Origin of the sequence: Gynuella sp. (genome assembly GCF_050297175.1) — a bacterium.
GTDB lineage: Bacteria > Pseudomonadota > Gammaproteobacteria > Pseudomonadales > Natronospirillaceae > Gynuella.
The window spans coordinates 40,660-58,155 of the sequence record NZ_JBNKSF010000014.1 but is presented as its reverse complement, the minus strand read 5'-3'; the positions used below and the strand labels follow the sequence as shown (position 1 = coordinate 58,155).

16 protein-coding genes are annotated in these 17,496 nt (G+C 44.0%); 15 read left to right on the top strand and 1 reads right to left on the bottom strand.

Annotated elements, in window-relative coordinates:
* The first annotated feature begins 1 nt into the window (after position 1).
* The 14 genes from gspG to ACQY6I_RS05075 all read left to right on the top strand — a co-directional run bounded on the left by gspG (position 2) and on the right by ACQY6I_RS05075 (position 14,198).
* Positions 2–421 carry a type II secretion system major pseudopilin GspG gene (gene gspG / locus ACQY6I_RS05140; protein ID WP_428240397.1) on the top strand — a complete coding sequence of 140 codons (420 nt, stop codon included), beginning with the start codon at positions 2–4 and terminating at the stop codon, positions 419–421.
* Positions 422–423: 2 nt separating this feature from the next.
* Positions 424–1,014: a prepilin-type N-terminal cleavage/methylation domain-containing protein gene (locus ACQY6I_RS05135; RefSeq protein WP_428240396.1), complete on the top strand. Its 591-nt coding sequence runs from the start codon at positions 424–426 to the stop codon at positions 1,012–1,014.
* Complete coding sequence (gene gspI / locus ACQY6I_RS05130) at positions 998–1,384, top strand: type II secretion system minor pseudopilin GspI (RefSeq protein ID WP_428240395.1); 387 nt, start codon at positions 998–1,000, stop codon at positions 1,382–1,384. The genes ACQY6I_RS05135 and gspI overlap by 17 nt, the downstream gene beginning before the upstream one ends.
* Complete coding sequence (locus ACQY6I_RS05125; protein ID WP_428240394.1) at positions 1,381–2,106, top strand: type II secretion system protein GspJ; 726 nt, start codon at positions 1,381–1,383, stop codon at positions 2,104–2,106. The genes gspI and ACQY6I_RS05125 overlap by 4 nt, the downstream gene beginning before the upstream one ends.
* A complete protein-coding gene (gspK, locus tag ACQY6I_RS05120; protein ID WP_428240393.1) occupies positions 2,090–3,166 on the top strand; it encodes a type II secretion system minor pseudopilin GspK in 1,077 nt (358 codons plus the stop codon). The genes ACQY6I_RS05125 and gspK overlap by 17 nt, the downstream gene beginning before the upstream one ends.
* The gene (gene gspL / locus ACQY6I_RS05115) at positions 3,166–4,398 is read left to right on the top strand and encodes a type II secretion system protein GspL (RefSeq protein WP_428240392.1); all 1,233 of its coding nucleotides are present in this window, start codon (positions 3,166–3,168) and stop codon (positions 4,396–4,398) included. The genes gspK and gspL overlap by 1 nt, the downstream gene beginning before the upstream one ends.
* Positions 4,398–4,889 carry a type II secretion system protein GspM gene (gene gspM / locus ACQY6I_RS05110; RefSeq protein WP_428240391.1) on the top strand — a complete coding sequence of 164 codons (492 nt, stop codon included), beginning with the start codon at positions 4,398–4,400 and terminating at the stop codon, positions 4,887–4,889. Before gspL ends, gspM begins: the two co-directional genes overlap by 1 nt.
* Positions 4,890–5,070: 181 nt before the next feature.
* The gene (locus tag ACQY6I_RS05105; protein WP_428240390.1) at positions 5,071–5,733 is read left to right on the top strand and encodes a GNAT family N-acetyltransferase; all 663 of its coding nucleotides are present in this window, start codon (positions 5,071–5,073) and stop codon (positions 5,731–5,733) included.
* A gap of 293 nt (positions 5,734–6,026) precedes the next feature.
* The gene (gene gorA / locus ACQY6I_RS05100) at positions 6,027–7,406 is read left to right on the top strand and encodes a glutathione-disulfide reductase (RefSeq protein WP_428240389.1); all 1,380 of its coding nucleotides are present in this window, start codon (positions 6,027–6,029) and stop codon (positions 7,404–7,406) included.
* Between the two features lie 609 nt (positions 7,407–8,015).
* Positions 8,016–10,145 carry a phosphatase PAP2 family protein gene (locus ACQY6I_RS05095; RefSeq protein ID WP_428240388.1) on the top strand — a complete coding sequence of 710 codons (2,130 nt, stop codon included), beginning with the start codon at positions 8,016–8,018 and terminating at the stop codon, positions 10,143–10,145.
* 480 nt (positions 10,146–10,625) lie between these two features.
* Positions 10,626–11,252: a paraquat-inducible protein A gene (locus ACQY6I_RS05090; protein ID WP_428240387.1), complete on the top strand. Its 627-nt coding sequence runs from the start codon at positions 10,626–10,628 to the stop codon at positions 11,250–11,252.
* Entirely contained in the window at positions 11,249–11,878 is a 630-nt protein-coding gene (locus tag ACQY6I_RS05085) for a paraquat-inducible protein A (protein ID WP_428240386.1), read from the top strand. The genes ACQY6I_RS05090 and ACQY6I_RS05085 overlap by 4 nt, the downstream gene beginning before the upstream one ends.
* Positions 11,859–13,577, top strand: coding sequence for an intermembrane transport protein PqiB (locus ACQY6I_RS05080; protein WP_428240385.1), 1,719 nt, complete (start codon positions 11,859–11,861; stop codon positions 13,575–13,577). Before ACQY6I_RS05085 ends, ACQY6I_RS05080 begins: the two co-directional genes overlap by 20 nt.
* Positions 13,578–13,586: 9 nt before the next feature.
* Positions 13,587–14,198, top strand: coding sequence for a PqiC family protein (locus ACQY6I_RS05075; RefSeq protein ID WP_428240384.1), 612 nt, complete (start codon positions 13,587–13,589; stop codon positions 14,196–14,198).
* Positions 14,199–14,270: 72 nt separating this feature from the next.
* Here ACQY6I_RS05075 and ACQY6I_RS05070 read toward each other — a convergent pair whose 3' ends face one another.
* Positions 14,271–14,936 carry a metallophosphoesterase gene (locus ACQY6I_RS05070; RefSeq protein ID WP_428240383.1) on the bottom strand — a complete coding sequence of 222 codons (666 nt, stop codon included), beginning with the start codon at positions 14,934–14,936 and terminating at the stop codon, positions 14,271–14,273.
* A gap of 375 nt (positions 14,937–15,311) precedes the next feature.
* Here ACQY6I_RS05070 and ACQY6I_RS05065 point away from each other — a divergent pair, with 375 nt between their 5' ends.
* Complete coding sequence (locus tag ACQY6I_RS05065; RefSeq protein ID WP_428240382.1) at positions 15,312–17,378, top strand: phosphatase PAP2 family protein; 2,067 nt, start codon at positions 15,312–15,314, stop codon at positions 17,376–17,378.
* Positions 17,379–17,496: the final 118 nt, after the last annotated feature.

Sequence of the window (17,496 nt, the reverse complement as noted above, 5' to 3'; positions counted from 1 at the left end):
AATGATGAATAACAAACAGACTGGCTTTTCGTTACTGGAATTGATGATTGCTGTATTGATTATGGCAGCGATCACGGGATTGGTTGCACCAATGTATTTTGGTCGTCAGGATGAGGCCAACCAGAAACTGGCTAGAACGGACCTGAAGACAATAGAAACAGCGCTCGATATGTATCGTCTGGATAATTTTGTTTATCCGTCAACTGATCAAGGTTTGGATGCCTTGTTGAACAAGCCCAGTGGCAGTCCTGAAGCTAAAAACTGGCGCGGGCCTTATATCAAAACAGAACCAAAAGATCCCTGGGGTAATCCATACGTATATATAAACAACGGCAGTGGGTCTATTGAAATCATGTCGTATGGTAAGGATGGTCGCGAAGGTGGTGAAGAAGCCGATGCGGATATCAGCAGTATAAATTAATCATGAAACGGGCGGAGACAGGCTTCACCCTGATAGAACTGATGGTTATGTTGGTGATCCTCGGTGTAGTTGTTGGAGCGATTGCCACATCTGTGTCAGTTTATGATCCGGTTAAGCAGAATAAAAAACTGGCGTTGAGTATGCAGACGCAATTTGATAATGCTCAGCAGCTGGCAATTTTGACTGGTCAGGATATTGGTCTGGTAATGAGCGGAGATCAGTATTTATGGCTGGCAGGAGAGATGTTGACGGAGAGAACTTCTGGTGAGCGATACGTTAACTGGTCTCCAACTGCCAGCTTAGTAGAGAGTCAACTGTTTGAAGTACATGATATTCCTGAAGATGTTGCTTATGAATTTTGGGTTGATGATCAGGAGTTGCCTCTTCTTGATGATCTTCCTGATTTTTCTGACCCGGATGATCAGCCGGATCAGTATATCACTCCAATTACTCCTCTGGTGGTTATCCGCAGCGATGGTGAGTCTGATCCCCCGTTCAGTATCGTGATCAAGTATCAGGAAAACCCAGTATGGTTGCTTGATTCTGATGGCTATAACCCATTGGAGCTGGAGGCCTATGCACAGAATCCGTAGTCAAGGTTTTACGCTGATTGAAGTTATGGTAGCGCTGGCTATTTTTGCTCTGGGGGCAATCAGTTTGTCACTGGCAAGCAGTTCCGCTGCTGAAAGCGCACGCCGTCTAGAAGAACGTACGTTTGCACGCTGGGTGGCTAAAAATGAAATTGCTGAGATGCGTTTGGCTAATGCCTTTCCTGCATTGGATGAGACCAAAAAGACTGTCAAGTATGTCGGTCGGGAATGGATACTCAAAGTGAAAGCTGCACCAGTACCGATGCTGGAAGACAAGGTAGACTATATTCGGCAGGTGGAAGTTGAGGTTTATTTAAAACAGTTTCCTGATCAGCGCATAGATCTGCTCGTGACGTATGTGGGTAAGGTATGACGCGACAAACTGGACTTACCCTGGTTGAATTGCTTATTGCGATTACAATTTCTGCAGTGCTTGCTCTTTATACATTGTCGCTGGTGAGTAGTGTTACCGATGGTCGCAAGCGTCTTGAAGAGGCGAATTTTTACCTGGATCAATTGCAAAGAGCTGAGAGCCGGATAGAAACCGATATTCTTGAGCTGGATCCTGAGCGCCCGGTAAAAGACGATTACGGTCAAACTCAAAATGCCATTGTCGCTAACTTTGAAACTTTTTTGACGTTTACTCGTAGAGGCTGGTCACAATCTCTCTTGCAGCTTCAGGAGAACCCAAGAAGCCAGTTGCAGAGGGTGAGTTATGAGCTTGTGACTATGAGTGACGAGCGTTGTAGCCGGGCAATTATTCCTAATCAGCGTCTGGATCAAAAGAACCTGGAAGGATATTGCCTGATTCGTGCCTACTATTTTCATTTGGAGCATTCCAGTTACGATGATCCTAAAGAAGTGGCAATACTTGGTTATGTCAAATCGCTTGATTTTGAGTTCGTTTATAAAAATTCAGACAACAATCTAGTGACGACTAAGGAATGGCCACCGGCTGGCGCAACTGGTGAAGAACGTCCAGTATTGATTAAGATGACGCTTGAGCATCAGAAGTATGGTGAGATAACTCGTGAATGGCTGGTACCTCAAGGGTGGCCAAAGCAAGGAACAGACAATAATGCCGGTACGACATAGTTTATATTTTTGCCACCGCGGCGTTGCACTGGTGCAGGTATTATTGATCCTGACTTTATTGAGTCTGGTTGCCGCCAACATACAGCTGGCGCAACGGCAGAGTTTGGATCGTTCTGTTTCTGTATTGATGCGGGGGCAGGCCAGAGAGTATCTATTAGGGGCTGAGAAGATGGGAGCTCAGCTGTTATATGTTGATGGTACTTTGAATATCAATAATGATAGCAAATTTGACAATTCAAAATTTGATGATTTGGCTCATCAACCATGGAATGGTGATAAAGATACGGGTCTTGTAGGGCCTGTTTTATTAGGTCAAGGACGGGAGGCAGAGCTGGAACAAGGAGCGGTCTTGGTTCAGATTACCGATTTAAATCGTCGTTTTAATATAAATTGGCTGAGTGATCAGAGCCCTAATGCAGATATGATGAAGAGTGCATTTTCGAGGTTACTTGATGTGCTGGGAATCAACACTGCGCTGGCAGATTCGGTACGTAACTGGTTTCATCAGGATAGCGGTGCAGAATACCTGTATTCCACCAAGGAGCCAGCGTATTTTCCACCGGTGATGCCCATGTCAGATATTTCGGAGTTACGGCTCGTGGATGGCATGACAGACGATTTTTATAACAAGTTAAAAGATTATGTGTGTGCGTTACCCGTTGATATGCGTTTGAATGTCAATACTGCGAGCGCTGAAGTGTTGCAAACCGTATCCAGTTCCTGGACAAACGATAAAATCCAGGACATCGTTACCTTTCGGAAAGATGCTCCGTTTATGTCCATTGATGAAATGATCAATACGGTCGGATTTACTGAAGACGAATTGAAAGGGCTGGATGAAGACATGCTGACCATTAACTCGGATTATTTTTTAATACATGCCGAAGTTGATCTGCAAGATAGACTGGGACGGTTGAATGTTCCATTTTATATACAGAGTGTGATTTACCGTGATCAAAATAATGCAGTCGAACTGCTATCAAGGAATCTTAGCGTGACTCCTTTAGATAATACTGCGATCTCTGAAACTGATTCTCAAACACAAGTACAAACAAACTGATGCAAGACTTACTCACGATACAGCTGACTGAGCAGCAAGACACCATAAACTGGTTGTTGATTAACCAGGGCAATCGTCAGCCCGATCAATCAGGTTCTTGGGAAGACCTGAAATCCTATCTGGAAAATGAGGGGAGCATTGAACCAAAGGTTGCCCTGATTATTCCTATAGAAAAATCGGTTTTTCTGGAAATGGTTCTGCCACCGGGGCAAGCAAAGTATGCCGCAAAGGCAATTGACTTTGCAGTAGAGGAAAAGCTCTCTCAGGATCCGTCTCTTTATCATCTGGTACCCAGAGGAAAGCCCAAACAAGGGAGCCTGTCCGTTATTGCCATTGATAAAGAGTGGTTTGCTACTCAGCTTCAAATCCTCAAAGAGGAAGGTCTGGAAGTTGTTCAGTGTTTTATTGACGCAGAGATACTGGTTGAAGCAGGATCTGTTCATGTCATTCAAACTGATCGTTCCATGGTCGTATCTTCTCCCAGCCACTGCCTGAGTGCAGATGTCAACTGGCTTGGGGCTTTGCTGCCCAAGGCTATGGAACAGCATGGAGATAAGCCCCTCAAGTTGACAATGCCTGAAAACAGTGAGCAGGAAAATATTATTAAGGCTCAGGTGATGTTGTCGGCGGAACAGGAGTTAAGTACTGATCACTATCCCGGCACATATTTAGGGTTCCTGGTCGATAAGCTGTTGAGTAGTCATCCCGCACACTCTTTGTTAATAGGTGAGTTTGGTGGTAAGAAAGAACAATCCCAGTGGCTAAATGCATTAAAGCCCGCCGCTGTTGCGGCAACTGTATTGTTGGTTGCAGGTCTCAGCTTCCAGGTTGTTCAAGGGTGGCAGGCGGCGAGACTATCAGAAGCTTATCTGCAGGCAAACGAGAAGCTGTGCAAGGATATTTTCGGGCCCCAGAAACGGTGTCGGGAGAACCTGATTAAACGGGAAGTCCAGAACCTTATTAGTCAACCCGTAACAACGACCAATTCCGCTTCGTTCCTATCATTGTTGGAAGATTTTGCGTCTATTAAAGGCCAGGAAACGCTTATTTCCTTGAGATATACTCAGGATAAGCAGGAGCTGCTGATGGTTATTCTGGATCAGGATTTTCAAAAACTCGAACAGCTAAAATCCAAGTTAGAAGGAAAAGGGTACAATGTCGAGCTCTCTGCCAGTCAGGATAAAAATATGACTCGTGGAAACTTCAGAATTACCGGGAAAGTATCAAGTTGATGAATAATTTAAAACTCAAATGGCAGCAACTGGCCGAGCGCGAACGTCAGATTATAATAGCTACGGCAGTCTTTTTTTCATTACTGTTGCTCTGGTCTGCACTAATCAGTCCCGTGCTTGGATATAAATCCAATCAGGTTTCCATACTTGAATCCCGTACAGAATTATATGATTGGTTATTGAAGGTTGGGCCACAAGCCAAAACGATTGCGCAAACGAGTGGTGTCGCTGCAAGTAATGCGAGTGATGACAGCGGGGCCTTGTCGTCAGTGGTTAATAAAGCTGCCCGTGACCAGAAGTTAAAGTTGCAGCGTTTTGAAAATGATGGTCGCAATGGTTTGCGGATCTGGTTTGATGATGTTGAGTTTGATGTGTTTTCCAAAATGATGCTGGAACTTAATAAACAGGGGATTGTCGCAGATCAGCTGAATGTGGAGAGTGGTAAGAAGTCCGGTATTGTTAATGTCAGAGGTGTTCTGGTCAGGCAATAAAAGCCGTGCTGGTAAGTTAATACCTTCAATGCTAAGGTAATTGACACAGTCGATAAGGTTAATGGTTTTTAGGCCAGACCTAGAGTTATCAGGTGTGATGACTTTCTTCAGAAAGCGATTTTCACGCAATTTTCGTATTCAATAATAATAACAAAGTCGAATATTTGGGGGAGATTTGCATATGTCGTCAGCAGTGTCGAGTGATCTCAGCAGCTACAAAGTCGTAACTTTGGACCGTTCCATATCCAGGCAGGCCCGGTCCTTGCTCTATCATTGTTACCGTCATGAACCTACTTTTCAGTTGTTATTACAGCATCAAAGTCACGGTTATAAACAGCGTATCAGAGCCACAATACGTGAGTTAATCAAACTACATTTTGATCGCAATGAAACTGTATTCGGGGTAGTGGATGAGGTTCATGATCATTTGGCAGGGATTGCGTTTGTGTCTGACATTGAATTGAAAATGGATCTTTCTGATCAGTTTATGTGGCGCCTGAAAATGTTTTTGACGACTGGTTATGAATGTACGAAAGGGTTTATTCAGTATCTCACCGAAGTTCAGCAGGCGATTCCCTCTAAGCAGCATCGCATGGTTAATTTGATTGGAGTACATCCAGACTATCAGGGGATGGGGCTTGGACGTATGCTGATGGACAACATCCATGAATATTGCGCTAAAGATGAAAACTCAATTGGTATATTTTTGGATACAGGTAACCGGCGATATTCAGATTTTTATAAATCCATGGGCTACAAGGTTTTCAAAACTGTCAAAGTTGGAGAAATCGAAGAAGCGGTTTTTCATAAGCCTTGTGAAAAGCATAAAAGTTCTGTCGTATGAAGGCCCGTGAAGCAAGTTTCCTCCCTAATAATATATAAGCCGGATTATTCCGGCTTTTTTATATGCATGTAACGACCAGGACTTCCTATGAACAATGTCGGGTAGGGGGGAGCCCGAGCAAGGCAAAATCTGCGAAAAGCAAACGTGTATATGCCATATATGACTGGTTTGAGCTTATTTTTAGTGCAGTATTGGTGCTGCTGTTGATGACTTGAGGGTCTCTTAGGCGTGTGCTTCGTTTTCTGATTATATCCCTTGTACAATAGTATGCAGTTACTGAATATAGAGAGTGAATGTCGATGTTTGATTACGATTTACTGGTTTTAGGTGCTGGGTCTGGTGGCGTAAGGGCTGCTCGGTTTGCAGCTGGCTTGGATGCAAGAGTGGGAATTATTGAAGAGCTTTATCTCGGAGGGACTTGCGTCAATGTCGGATGTGTGCCGAAAAAGTTATTTGTCTATGGTTCAGAGTTGCGGTCTTCTTTTAAACTCATGGAAAGCTACGGTCTTAATGTTTCAGCCCCTGACTTTGACTGGCCGACATTGAGAGACAATAAAACCCGTGAAATCAATCGATTGAATGAGATCTATAATTCGATGCTGACCAATGCCGGTGTCAATATTATTCATGGTCGTGGGGTGTTGAAAGATCGGCACCATATTCAAGTAGGTGACAATGTTTATTCTGCTAGAAATATTCTTATTGCTGTGGGTGGGTGGCCATTTCTTCCTGATATTCCTGGTCGAGAGCACTTAATCAGTTCTAATGAAGTGTTTTATTTGGATGAATTTCCAAAAGACATTGTCATTATTGGCGGTGGCTATATTGCGGTGGAGTTTGCGGGTATTTTTAGTGCTTTAGGCGCTAATGTTCAGCTTCATTATCGTGGGTCACAAATTCTTAGAGGATTTGATGATGAAGTCCGAGACTTTACGGCAGATCAGATGGCTGGAAATGGTGTGGATATCCGTTGCCAGTCCAATCTGACAAAGGTCGAAAAAACGGATAGTAAGCGATTAAAAGTGACTTTTAGTTCAGATGATAAAGAAAGTGTTTGGGAGTGTGATCAGGTACTGATGGCAACCGGAAGAAAAGCTAAAACCGATGGCATTGGTCTTGAAAATGTGGGAGTTGAAGTGGATTCATCCGGAGCGGTTAAGGTCGATGAGCACTTCAGAACCAGTGTTGATAATATTTATGCTCTAGGTGATGTCATTGACCGGGTGGCATTGACACCTGTTGCTCTTGCAGAAGGGATGTTTGTTGCCCGTCATTTATTTGATGATAAAACAGCAGCAGCTGTTGATTATAGTAATATCCCTACGGCTGTATTTTGCCAACCAAATATAGGCACGGTTGGTTTGACTGAAGAACAAGCCAAACTTATGCATAAACGTGTTTTGGTTTATACCTCAAATTTCCGTCCCATGAAATATACTTTGTCCGATAAACAAGAACGTTGCTTTATGAAACTGCTGGTTTGTGGTCAAACGGATAAAATTCTGGGTGCGCATATGGTCGGGCCTGATGCTGGTGAAATCATCCAGGGAATTGCCATTGCGATCAAAGCTGGTGCTACGAAAAAAGATTTTGATCAGACAATTGGCATTCACCCAACCAGTGCTGAGGAATTTGTAACCATGCGTTCTCCTAGCCGAGTGCACGAAGAGTAAGTTCGCTAACAGCATGGAGCTATAAACCTTAAGTAGTTGGTTTGGTTCAGTTGTTTGCCCAGCATTAATAGTGGTTTATTGTTGGGCATGAAAATTTGAATGTACCTTGTTTCAGAATTGCTTGGACTACGGATGCTTAAATGCCCGTTCTGTGTATAGCCTGAAGCAAGGTGTGTTCGTTCTAAGTACGTATCGAATGACAGTTGTTCTGAGGTTCGGTATAAACACTATTTGAAACCTTGCTGTCTTTTCGTCCTTTTTGCCTATTGAGGTCGAGTCAATATTTCTTTCCAGAAAATTCTCTTAGTCTTCTTTTTCAAGTAACTCTTCAAAAATACAGTTCTTTGTAAAAAAACTTGTTGTTTTACGAAGCCTGCTCTTCGAAAGTTTTGAAAAATTTTCATTTCAATCTGAGAATCCAAAGTGATAACCGAGATAACTTTTTAATAGTAAACATGGTCTTTATGTTTTGTTTGAAATGATAAAGGTAACAAATGTGTCACATTTCAATAATAAGATGAAAGTCCTTATGCAAAAGTAGATTTCTTTTAACAAGAATAGTGCTGGTTTGCATGTTTTTTTGTCATTGCCTTAAAGTAGAAGTCTCCCATGAATATACATCGTAGATCCGTCGGATTGTCCGCTCTATATGTCGCTATCGTATCCACGTCAATTCTGGTAAGTGGTTGCAATAATGCTGATGATAGTAGTTCTGAAAATAACGAAACCCACACTGGCTATTCAAAACCTGGTGAACCAAGTGGTGTTGGAAAGGCATTTTCTGCTGTTCTACCTGCTGTCCAATACCCATTGCCCTCCACAAATTTTGCTGCTAATAACGCAGACTCAAACTTAAAGTACAGTATAAATGACAACCCTTATGCTTACATGTTGCGCGGTATCAATGATGTCTGGAAGGGGACGTCAGATACATATCAGGCAGCTGCCAAGGGATCCGGGCCTGATAGTTATCTGGCAAACCCCGTCATTGATTCTGAAACCTGGGTCAAAAACATACAATATGTCGCCGATGTGACGACTCATCGTACTCAGAATGAGGCTATCCGTGCATTCCTGGATGACCGCCGTAGTAAGAACTATTCTGTTATTGATGGAATGGGGCCATTGACGGAAGAATACATTAAAGCCAGTGGGGCATACGTTGATTTGCCGACACCACTGGTGACTGATGTAACGGAAAACAGTCACTACGCAATCGGCCATAATGATAGTGAAGACTATGCAGGAAATACGGCTGGCGAAGCGCTGTCTGCGGTTGTGCAGTTGGTAAAGGATTTCCGTTCACATATTGGTAAATCGTCTACCAGCGGTTCCAAGTATATTTATTCCACGCCAAGGCCATGGCGTATGAATAATACCGGTATTGTCAATTATCAAGGCAATGAATCCCGTGACTGTACTGATGCAAACAACAACACCACTTCAATTAATTTTGATATGTATGATAGTAGTATCAGTGTTGTTCCAGGGTTGATCTGTCAGCGTAGAGCCAGCTTAGGCGGTACAGTGGATAGTCAGAGTTTACGCAAGGATGGTGGTTATCCCAGTGGGCATACAAATGCTGGAATACTGGCTTCCATGGCGATGGCTTACGCATTTCCTCAACGTTTTTCTGAACTGGTAATGCGTGGCTCTGATCTTGGTGAAAGTCGTATCCTTGCCGGCATGCATTCTCCCGTTGATGTGATTGGCGCCCGTACAATGGCTCTGGCGATATCGGCATATGTGCTAACAGAAGCCACTGGGTCGGACCATGCTGACGCAGCTGTCAATCAGGCGGAGGAGTATTTTACTCAGAAGGCAAATGACGCGGGTATGAGTCTTTATGATTATGCTCACCAGGTATTGGCGGAGAATGAGGTTGGCAGTTTCACGGATGGAAGCAATGTTAACATTGAAGTGTTCAACAACAACTTCTATGCCGATCATGACGCCATTAAGGCGTTATATACAGAGCGTATGACCTATGGTTTGCCGCAGGATGCTTCTGCAGCCAATCAGGATCCTATTGTGCCGGAGGGTGCGGAAGCTTTGCTGAAATCCCGTCAGCCATATTTGAACTCAGAACAACGTAGGGCCGTGCTATATACGACCGAAATTGACTCAGGTTATCCTTTATTGGACAGTTCAAATGGTTGGGGAAGGATCAATCTTCTGGCCGCTGCTGATGGTTATGGCGCATTCATTGGTGATGTAACGGTCACTATGGATGCTGCGAATGGAGGGTTCAATGCTCATGATTGGTGGCGTAACGATATTACGGGTAACGGTAAACTGACTAAGGGTGGCAGTGGACAGTTAACGTTGACTGGCCATAATCAGTACAGCGGTGGATCGGTTCTTGAGGGTGGTACTTTGGAAGCTGAATCCCCAGCAGCTTTTGGTACAGGTGATGTTTATGTCAAAGATGGTGTTTTGGAAGTTGACAGTGCCGGGACATTGCAGCTGTCCGGTTATCTGACGATGAAGGCGGGTAGCTTAAAAGTTAGCATGGATGGTGATGATAGTCAGATTGCCGTTAATAAAGCAGTTTATCTTGATGACGCTTCGTTGACATTGAATATGGGGAGCTTGACACCGGCGGTTGGAACCCATTTTACGCTGTTGACTGCTGGTAAAGTTGAAGGTGAATTCAATGCTATTGAAGCAGGAGATTACACCGTTTCTGCTACATATCATGATCAGTCTGTTGAACTAACTGTGACTGCTGCAAAATAGCTTCAGCTGACATGATCAATCCGGTGGTTATATCCAGGGAATGGATAACCACTGGATCGTCAGTTCCACTTATATCTGTGGGTTTCGTATTTTGGTGGTGATCTGCCCTCTCCGTTTACTATCACATCTTGTTTGTCCCTAGCAGAGCTTTCTTGCCCTAATTCAAGTCGCATCACTCTTACTTTCCACGGTTATGTCAAGCCCATTGTCTATGGCGAAATAAGTCTGACGAGTTTCATGTATCAGGTGTTGGGATAAATGGGTCAGTTGCATTGAGTGACTGTAGTTATGGCGCGTTGAGAAAGAGATCATTCTTACATATGGGTATCCATATATAAGAATATAAGACAAATGAACCAGACATGACTCATATTTGTTCACCTATTATGCAGTTGAACGGGTTAGAATCGTTAATCCCGGTATTGGCTCTAGTAGGCTAGGCAAGAGCCATTCTAAAAAGTCTGATTCAGAATTTTTTAAATGCGTACGTATCCTCATCTGACTATTTGTGAATATTGCGACAGAGTCTATTCTCGCAGAGCTTTAAAACCTGGAGAGATTGCCCGCTGTTATGTATGTGATGCGGTACTGTATCGATCGGAACGGCTTGACCTGATGCAATGGTTGGCGTTGGTGATTGCAACCTTGTTCGTCTTTTTGATGGCAAATTTTTTTCCGGTGATTCGTATCAGTTTTCAGGGGTTACATAATGAGATCACATTGTGGCAGTCCGTCGCTGTATTTATGCAGACTAATGTGGCTTTAATTGCAGTTCCCATATTAATGGTCGTTATTGTGGTTCCTGCGATGCAAATAATTCTGCTGCTATGGGTGCTGGCTTTTTCTGTTTTAAATCGACAGGCGCCCTTTTGGCGGATGCTTATTAAGCTTCTCGTTGCCTTAAAACCCTGGAGTATGATTGATGTCTGTATGCTCGGTATTTTGGTGGCTGTGGTGAAATTGTCCGGTTATCTCGATGTTGTCGCCGGCCTGGGATTATGGGCTACTGCTGCGCTGACCTGGATGATCACTTTGATAACCAATAAAAGCTTTGAGCCGATATGGCTGGTGCAGCAAAGCCTTTATCAGAAGGCTCCGGAGTTATGATTCTTTATAAAGCCGAGCAGTTGAATTTAATTGGATGCCATGTGTGTGGACTGGTATCTGAAGTTGGAAGTATCGAGAAATATTGCCCTCGTTGTCATTCACCTTTACACAGACGAAAACATAACAGTCTGGCTCATACCTGGGCGCTACTGATTGCGGCAATGGTGTTGTATATTCCGGCAAATATCGAACCAGTAATGTACACACAGATGTTAGGAAGCAGAACCGAGAGTACTATTATGGCCGGCATCATGGAATTCTGGCAGCTAGGTTCATGGGATATTGCTGTCATTATATTTATTGCCAGTGTGGTCGTACCATGTTTTAAATTCATTGTGCTGATTATTTTGTCAGTCAGTGTTGAACTGCGTAGTGCCTGGGCCATGCGCGAACGGGCAAAACTTTACCGCATCACAGAATTTATTGGTTACTGGTCGATGCTGGATGTGGTGGTGGTGGCCCTGGTATCTGCTCTCGTTAAGTTCAAGGCTCTCAGCGATATCGAGCCGAGAATGGGGATTTTATACTTTGGTTTGGTGGTTATTCTGACCATGCTTGCGGCAATGAGTTTTGACCCGCGTTTGATCTGGGATTATGAGGAGCAAAATGAGTCAGGAAAACGGTGATATGCAGAAACTGGCCCCGCCGAATATAACCTATTCCAGGCATCGGGTATCCCTTATCTGGTTAGTGCCATTTGCTGCAATATTGATTGGAATCGCCATGTTTGTTCAAAACTGGCTTGCGCAGGGCCCAGAAATCTCCATCACATTTTTAACTGCCAGTGGTCTTGAAGCCGGAAAAACCCCTGTGAAATATAAGGACGTTGATATTGGTAGGGTTACATCCGTTACTTTAAATGAGGATCAATCTTATGTTGTGGCCACGGTTGCGCTGGAAAAGAACGTGGAGGGATTAGCGCGAAGTGATACCCGCTTTTGGGTGGTTAGGCCCAGAATCGGGCTTAGTGGTGTATCGGGGATAGATACTTTGATCTCTGGTGCATACATTGGTGTGGATGTAGGGACTTCAGATTCAATGGCTCAGGATTTTACCGGGCTCGAAACACCTCCCTCTGTGATCAATGGGATGCCCGGAACAGCGTTTTCCATTCAGGCAGACGATTTGGGGTCGCTGGATATCGGTTCGCCTGTTTATTATCGCCGTATACAAGTGGGTAGAGTGTCCTCTTATCAGTTGTCTGATCGCGGAGACAATGTTGATATAACAGTTTTTATAGATGCCCCCTATGATCAGTTTGTTACAGAGGATACCCGTTTCTGGAATGCCGGAGGGGTTGATATTTCTTTAAGTGCTGATGGTCTTAAATTGAATACTCAGTCGGCTGCATCTGTTCTTGCTGGTGGTATTGCGTTTGCTGCTCCAGAAGGAGATAACTCAGGGCCTGCCCCTACTGACCACGCTTTTACTCTCGCCGTTGATAAAGACGAAGCGATGAAACCACCTGATGGGGTGGCTATTTCGGTGTTACTGCGGTTTTCCAAGCCGCTTCGTGGTTTGACGGTTGGTGCCCCGGTAGAGTTTTCGGGTGTGAATATTGGTTCTGTGGTTTCAATTGAGTTGGACTACGATGAGCAAACCGGCCTGTTCCCTGCAGAGGTGGCGACCAGGATTTATCCTGGTCGACTGGGGACGGTTCGCAATAAATTACCCAATGACAACAGCAGTCATGCAGAGATTGTCGCGTTTATCAAAAACCTCGTTGATAACGGTTTGAGAGCACAGGTTCGCACCGGAAATCTACTGACTGGTCAGTTGTATGTTGCGTTTGATTTTATGCCAAATGCAGAAAAAGTAGATTTTAATGCCACGGCTGAGCCAATAGTATTGCCCACTGTGGACGGCGACTTTGACCGTTTGCAAGTTCAGCTGGCAAGCATCATGGGCAAGATTGAAAAAATGCCTTTGGACAGTATTGCCATTCATTTGGATCAAAGCCTGATTGAATTGGATAAAACCCTTAAGCAGTTTAATACCGGGTTAGTACCGGAGCTTAGTAATACATTAAGCAGCATTAATACAATGGTTACCCAATTAAGCGGAACTCTGGACGAGCAATCTCCCTTACAGCAAAGTGCTATTCAGACATTGGAATCCTTCCAGCAGGCTTCCCAGCAATTGCAAACAACATTCTCGCGGGTCGATGGTTTGCTTGTTGAAGATGCTCCCATGCAGCAAAACCTGGAGCAAACGATGCTGGAGCTTCAACGTGCCGCTAAGTCCTTACGTAATCTTACGGATTTACTGAGTCGCAATCCCGAAGCCTTGATTCGTGGGCGGCCGGAAAATGTTCGAGTGGAGTAAGTAAGAAATATGGAAAAAACATCTTTTTTGGGAGTATTGCTGATAGTCGTCGCATTGATGTCATCATGTGTATCAGCACCGATTCATTACTACACGCTAATGAGCTCTAAGCCACAATCTCAACTGCATCCAGCGGTTATGCCATTTGTGATCGACGTATTGCCAGTGTATGTTCCCGAGGCTCTTGACCGACCTCAGTTTGTTGTTCGTAATGGATTAAATGGCGTTTTGTTGCTGGATAATCAGCAGTGGTCCAGCAATCTAGGAGAGGAGTTGACTGAGTCTCTTTCGGACCAGCTATCCGCATATTGGCAAGTTCCCAGTAGTCGGGGATTGGCTGACGCCGCATCGAAGCGACTGCTAAGAGTCAACATCGAGGTCAGAAGGTTGGATATCTGGACTGATGAGAAAATTGTTCTGGTTGCAGACTGGACGGTTGGTTTTAAAGACACATCGTCTATTCGGTTGATATGTCGAAGTCAACTCCACAAACCTTTGGGGCGTGGATATCAGGCGATTGCAATAGGGATGCAAGAGACTTTAGCTGAGCTGGCCAAAGTTATCGCTGGAACGGTCGACGAAAATGGGCTGTTACAGTGCCCCAGCGCTTTTGCCAGTTAACGACCAAAACCTGCCTGTTAGAAGCCCTGCGTAGTTATGAATCCGGCAATCAGGTCATCCTGATGTCTTTGATTAATAAAATAACTGTTTTATATGCAGCCGCCCAGTTTGAAAGCATCCCGTATCTATGAAATGGCAATTACCCAGCTGCAATGGTTCCGCGAAAATCGTATGACCACAATATATTGCCTGCACGCCGCTCACTTTTCGAATATATCGCTGGGTGGCCTGCTTCCGTGACCACAAAAGGTTATGATAAAACATATCACTGTGGGTTCGGATCCGCTGTTTCCAGGTAGATAAAGGATATTCTGCATGACAAATACCGACAGGATCATCATCTGGAACTGGTGATTCAATCTCAATGGTCCAGGGTAATTTGCGCAACTGACGTGCTATCGTTTTAAGTTGCTTTTTGTCTACGCTGGTTGCCCAGTTCCCACCGTTGAAATGCCAGATTTTTTCAGCAATCGGATCATTATCCAAAATCGTGTTAATCAGCATTTGCTCATGATTACCGCGCACGCAAAAAAACCAATGTTCTTTCAATAGGTTCAAACAGCGAAGGTTTTCCTCACCGCGATCAATAAGATCCCCGACAGAAAATAAGCGATCTCGTGTGCTGTCAAAATTTACTCCCTCCAGTTTGGTCTCCAATTGCGGATACATTCCATGCAAATCACCGATTACAAAATCGCGTCCTGAGAAGTTTGCTTTAACTCGTAAATGTTTGGGCATAGGACTGATGTTCGGTGATTGAGGGAATCACTCTATCAAAGTTATGAGCTGCTGTAATATTTTAAAGAAGAGTGGGTAGTTATGGCCGGTTGGTCGTACCTGCATGTTAAGCATGAAGATATTGGGGGGGCGATATGACTGAAAGGTATGGCATTAAAAACCAACTCATCTATATATGATTTTTGTCGTGTCAAACAGCTGAGACAGAAAAGAACAAGAGGGAATCGTGTCAATCAACACTAAAGCGGTAGATGAATTTTTTGTATGGCGATGAAAAAATTTCAAATAAAGTTCTAATGATTGCATCTGTTTTCATAAAAGTGTCATATAAAAAGTTGCTTTAAAATGACAATTACAAGAATGACAGGTGGCAACATGTACAAGATTGATAGCAGATATAAGTTACTTGCTATGGCGGTGGCATTTATGCCTATCCTTACAAATTGTGCTAACAATAATGCCAAGGCAATTATAAGCCTTCCTGCAGAACCTGCAGGGATGGGTTATGAAAAGACCATCGTAGAACCTGACGTCATGTATCCATTACCAATTGTAGAAAACTTTATTGCTCAGACTGGTAAAGATACTCATGGCAACTCAATCAACAAATATGATCGCTCGGTTAATCCCGTTATTCGACTGCTTAAAGGACTTGATGATGTCTGGTCATTGGGGGATGTGGAATGGGCAAACGGAGAAGCCAATGGTAGTGGTCCTAAAAATCGGTTTATGAATACCCATATTGTTGATGCCGCTGTGTGGCAGGAAAATATGTCTTATTCGTTGCGGGTAACTGGATCTGTACCGGGGTATGAGCGAAGTTATCAGGATGCCCTAGATGCATATCTTGATGACTTACGTTCAAAAAATAACAGTCTTATTGATGGACTTGGACCTCTGGCTGAATGGTATAAGCAGGGGGCTGGTGCTCGCTCATTGATTCAGCATGATATTACCGACCAATATTTAAAAACATCAGATGAAAAATTTTTCAATGTTAATGAGGTCATTTTATACGAAGAGATGGACTCAAGTACTGCTTCAGTGGACTCTGAGTTAGGTTCTTTTGTGAAGTTTCTGAACATCATGAGAGGACCTGAAGGCACGACTTCTCCAGCCAAATATTTCTACTGTTCACCTCGCCCATGGACGATGAATAATGACGGTAATGTGAGGCAGACTGGAACCATAACGCTCGGTTCTGGTGAACCACGAGAAGCGGGTAATCGGAAGATGGGTCAAAGGACGATTCCTGTTTATGATTCGCATATCCAGGTTGTTCCTGCATTAATTTATTCTTTGGAAAATCGCGGTCGCCATAAAGACTGTGGATTTCCCAGCGGTCATACGAATGCTGGGTATCTGGCAGCCTTCGCTTACGCTTACGCAGTTCCGGAACGTTATCCTGAATTACTTACCAGGGCGGCAAAGTTGGGTGAGGATAGAATTATCTCTGGTTATCACTCTCCATTGGATGTCATCGGCGGACGCATTATGGCTACAGCTCTCGCAGCTGCATATATTAATCGATATTCCAGTGATGCGGATGCTGCGTTAGCTAACACCCGCAAATACTTTGAAGCGCGAATCCGCGATGAAGAATCCCTGATGCAATACGCTCAATCTGGGGGCGCTGATGACCCGTTTGCTGATGACAAAGCAAACAAAGCCTATTATCGCGAGAAACTGGTTTATTCGTTTAAACAGGATCCTGCAAAAGTCGGGCAGGAAATGATTGTTCCGAAAGGCGCGGAAGTTTTATTGAAATCCCGCTTTCCATATTTGACTGGCCAGCAGCGGCGAGTGGTTCTCTATACCACAGGTATTGATTCCGGTTATCCGGTTTTGGATGACTCAAATGGGTGGGGGCGTATTGATCTGGTGACTGCTTCAGATGGGTATGGTGCTTTTGTTGGAGACGTCTATGTAAATATGGATGCAACAAAAGGATATTTCAACGCAGCTGATTCCTGGGATAACGATATCCATGGTAAAGGCAAGCTGGTTAAATCTGGAAGTGGGAAGCTGGTGTTGACCGGAAGCAACAATTATCAAGGTGGAACGGTGTTGAACGGTGGGGCATTGGTAGCAGCGTCAAGTAACGCGTTTGGATCTGGTGATGTCTTTGTAAATGCAGGTGCTGTTATTGTCCGATCAGAAAAACCTCTTGTTGTTGGTAAGCGCTACACCCAGGTAAATGGGACATTGTCTTTTGAGTTGAGTGGGCATAACCAAGGCGGTCTTTTGGTTCATGGAGACATGAATATTAAAGCAGGTAATGTATTGATTGATTTGGATAATACTGATCAATTCAAACAAGGCGATACGCTTGCAGTCATTCAAGCGAATGATATTCATGGTCGTTTCGATTCCGCGGTGACACAAGATGGCAGGTTACTTGATATTATTTATGAAGATAACCGTATTGTTATAAAGCTATAGTGCTACCAATTAAGAGCGTGGGTCGGTTGTGACCGCGCTCTTCTCTTCGTTCTCTGTTTGTCGTCAGTTCCGGTAAATCTTACTACTGCTTCAACTTGGTGCGATGATTGTGCCTGGA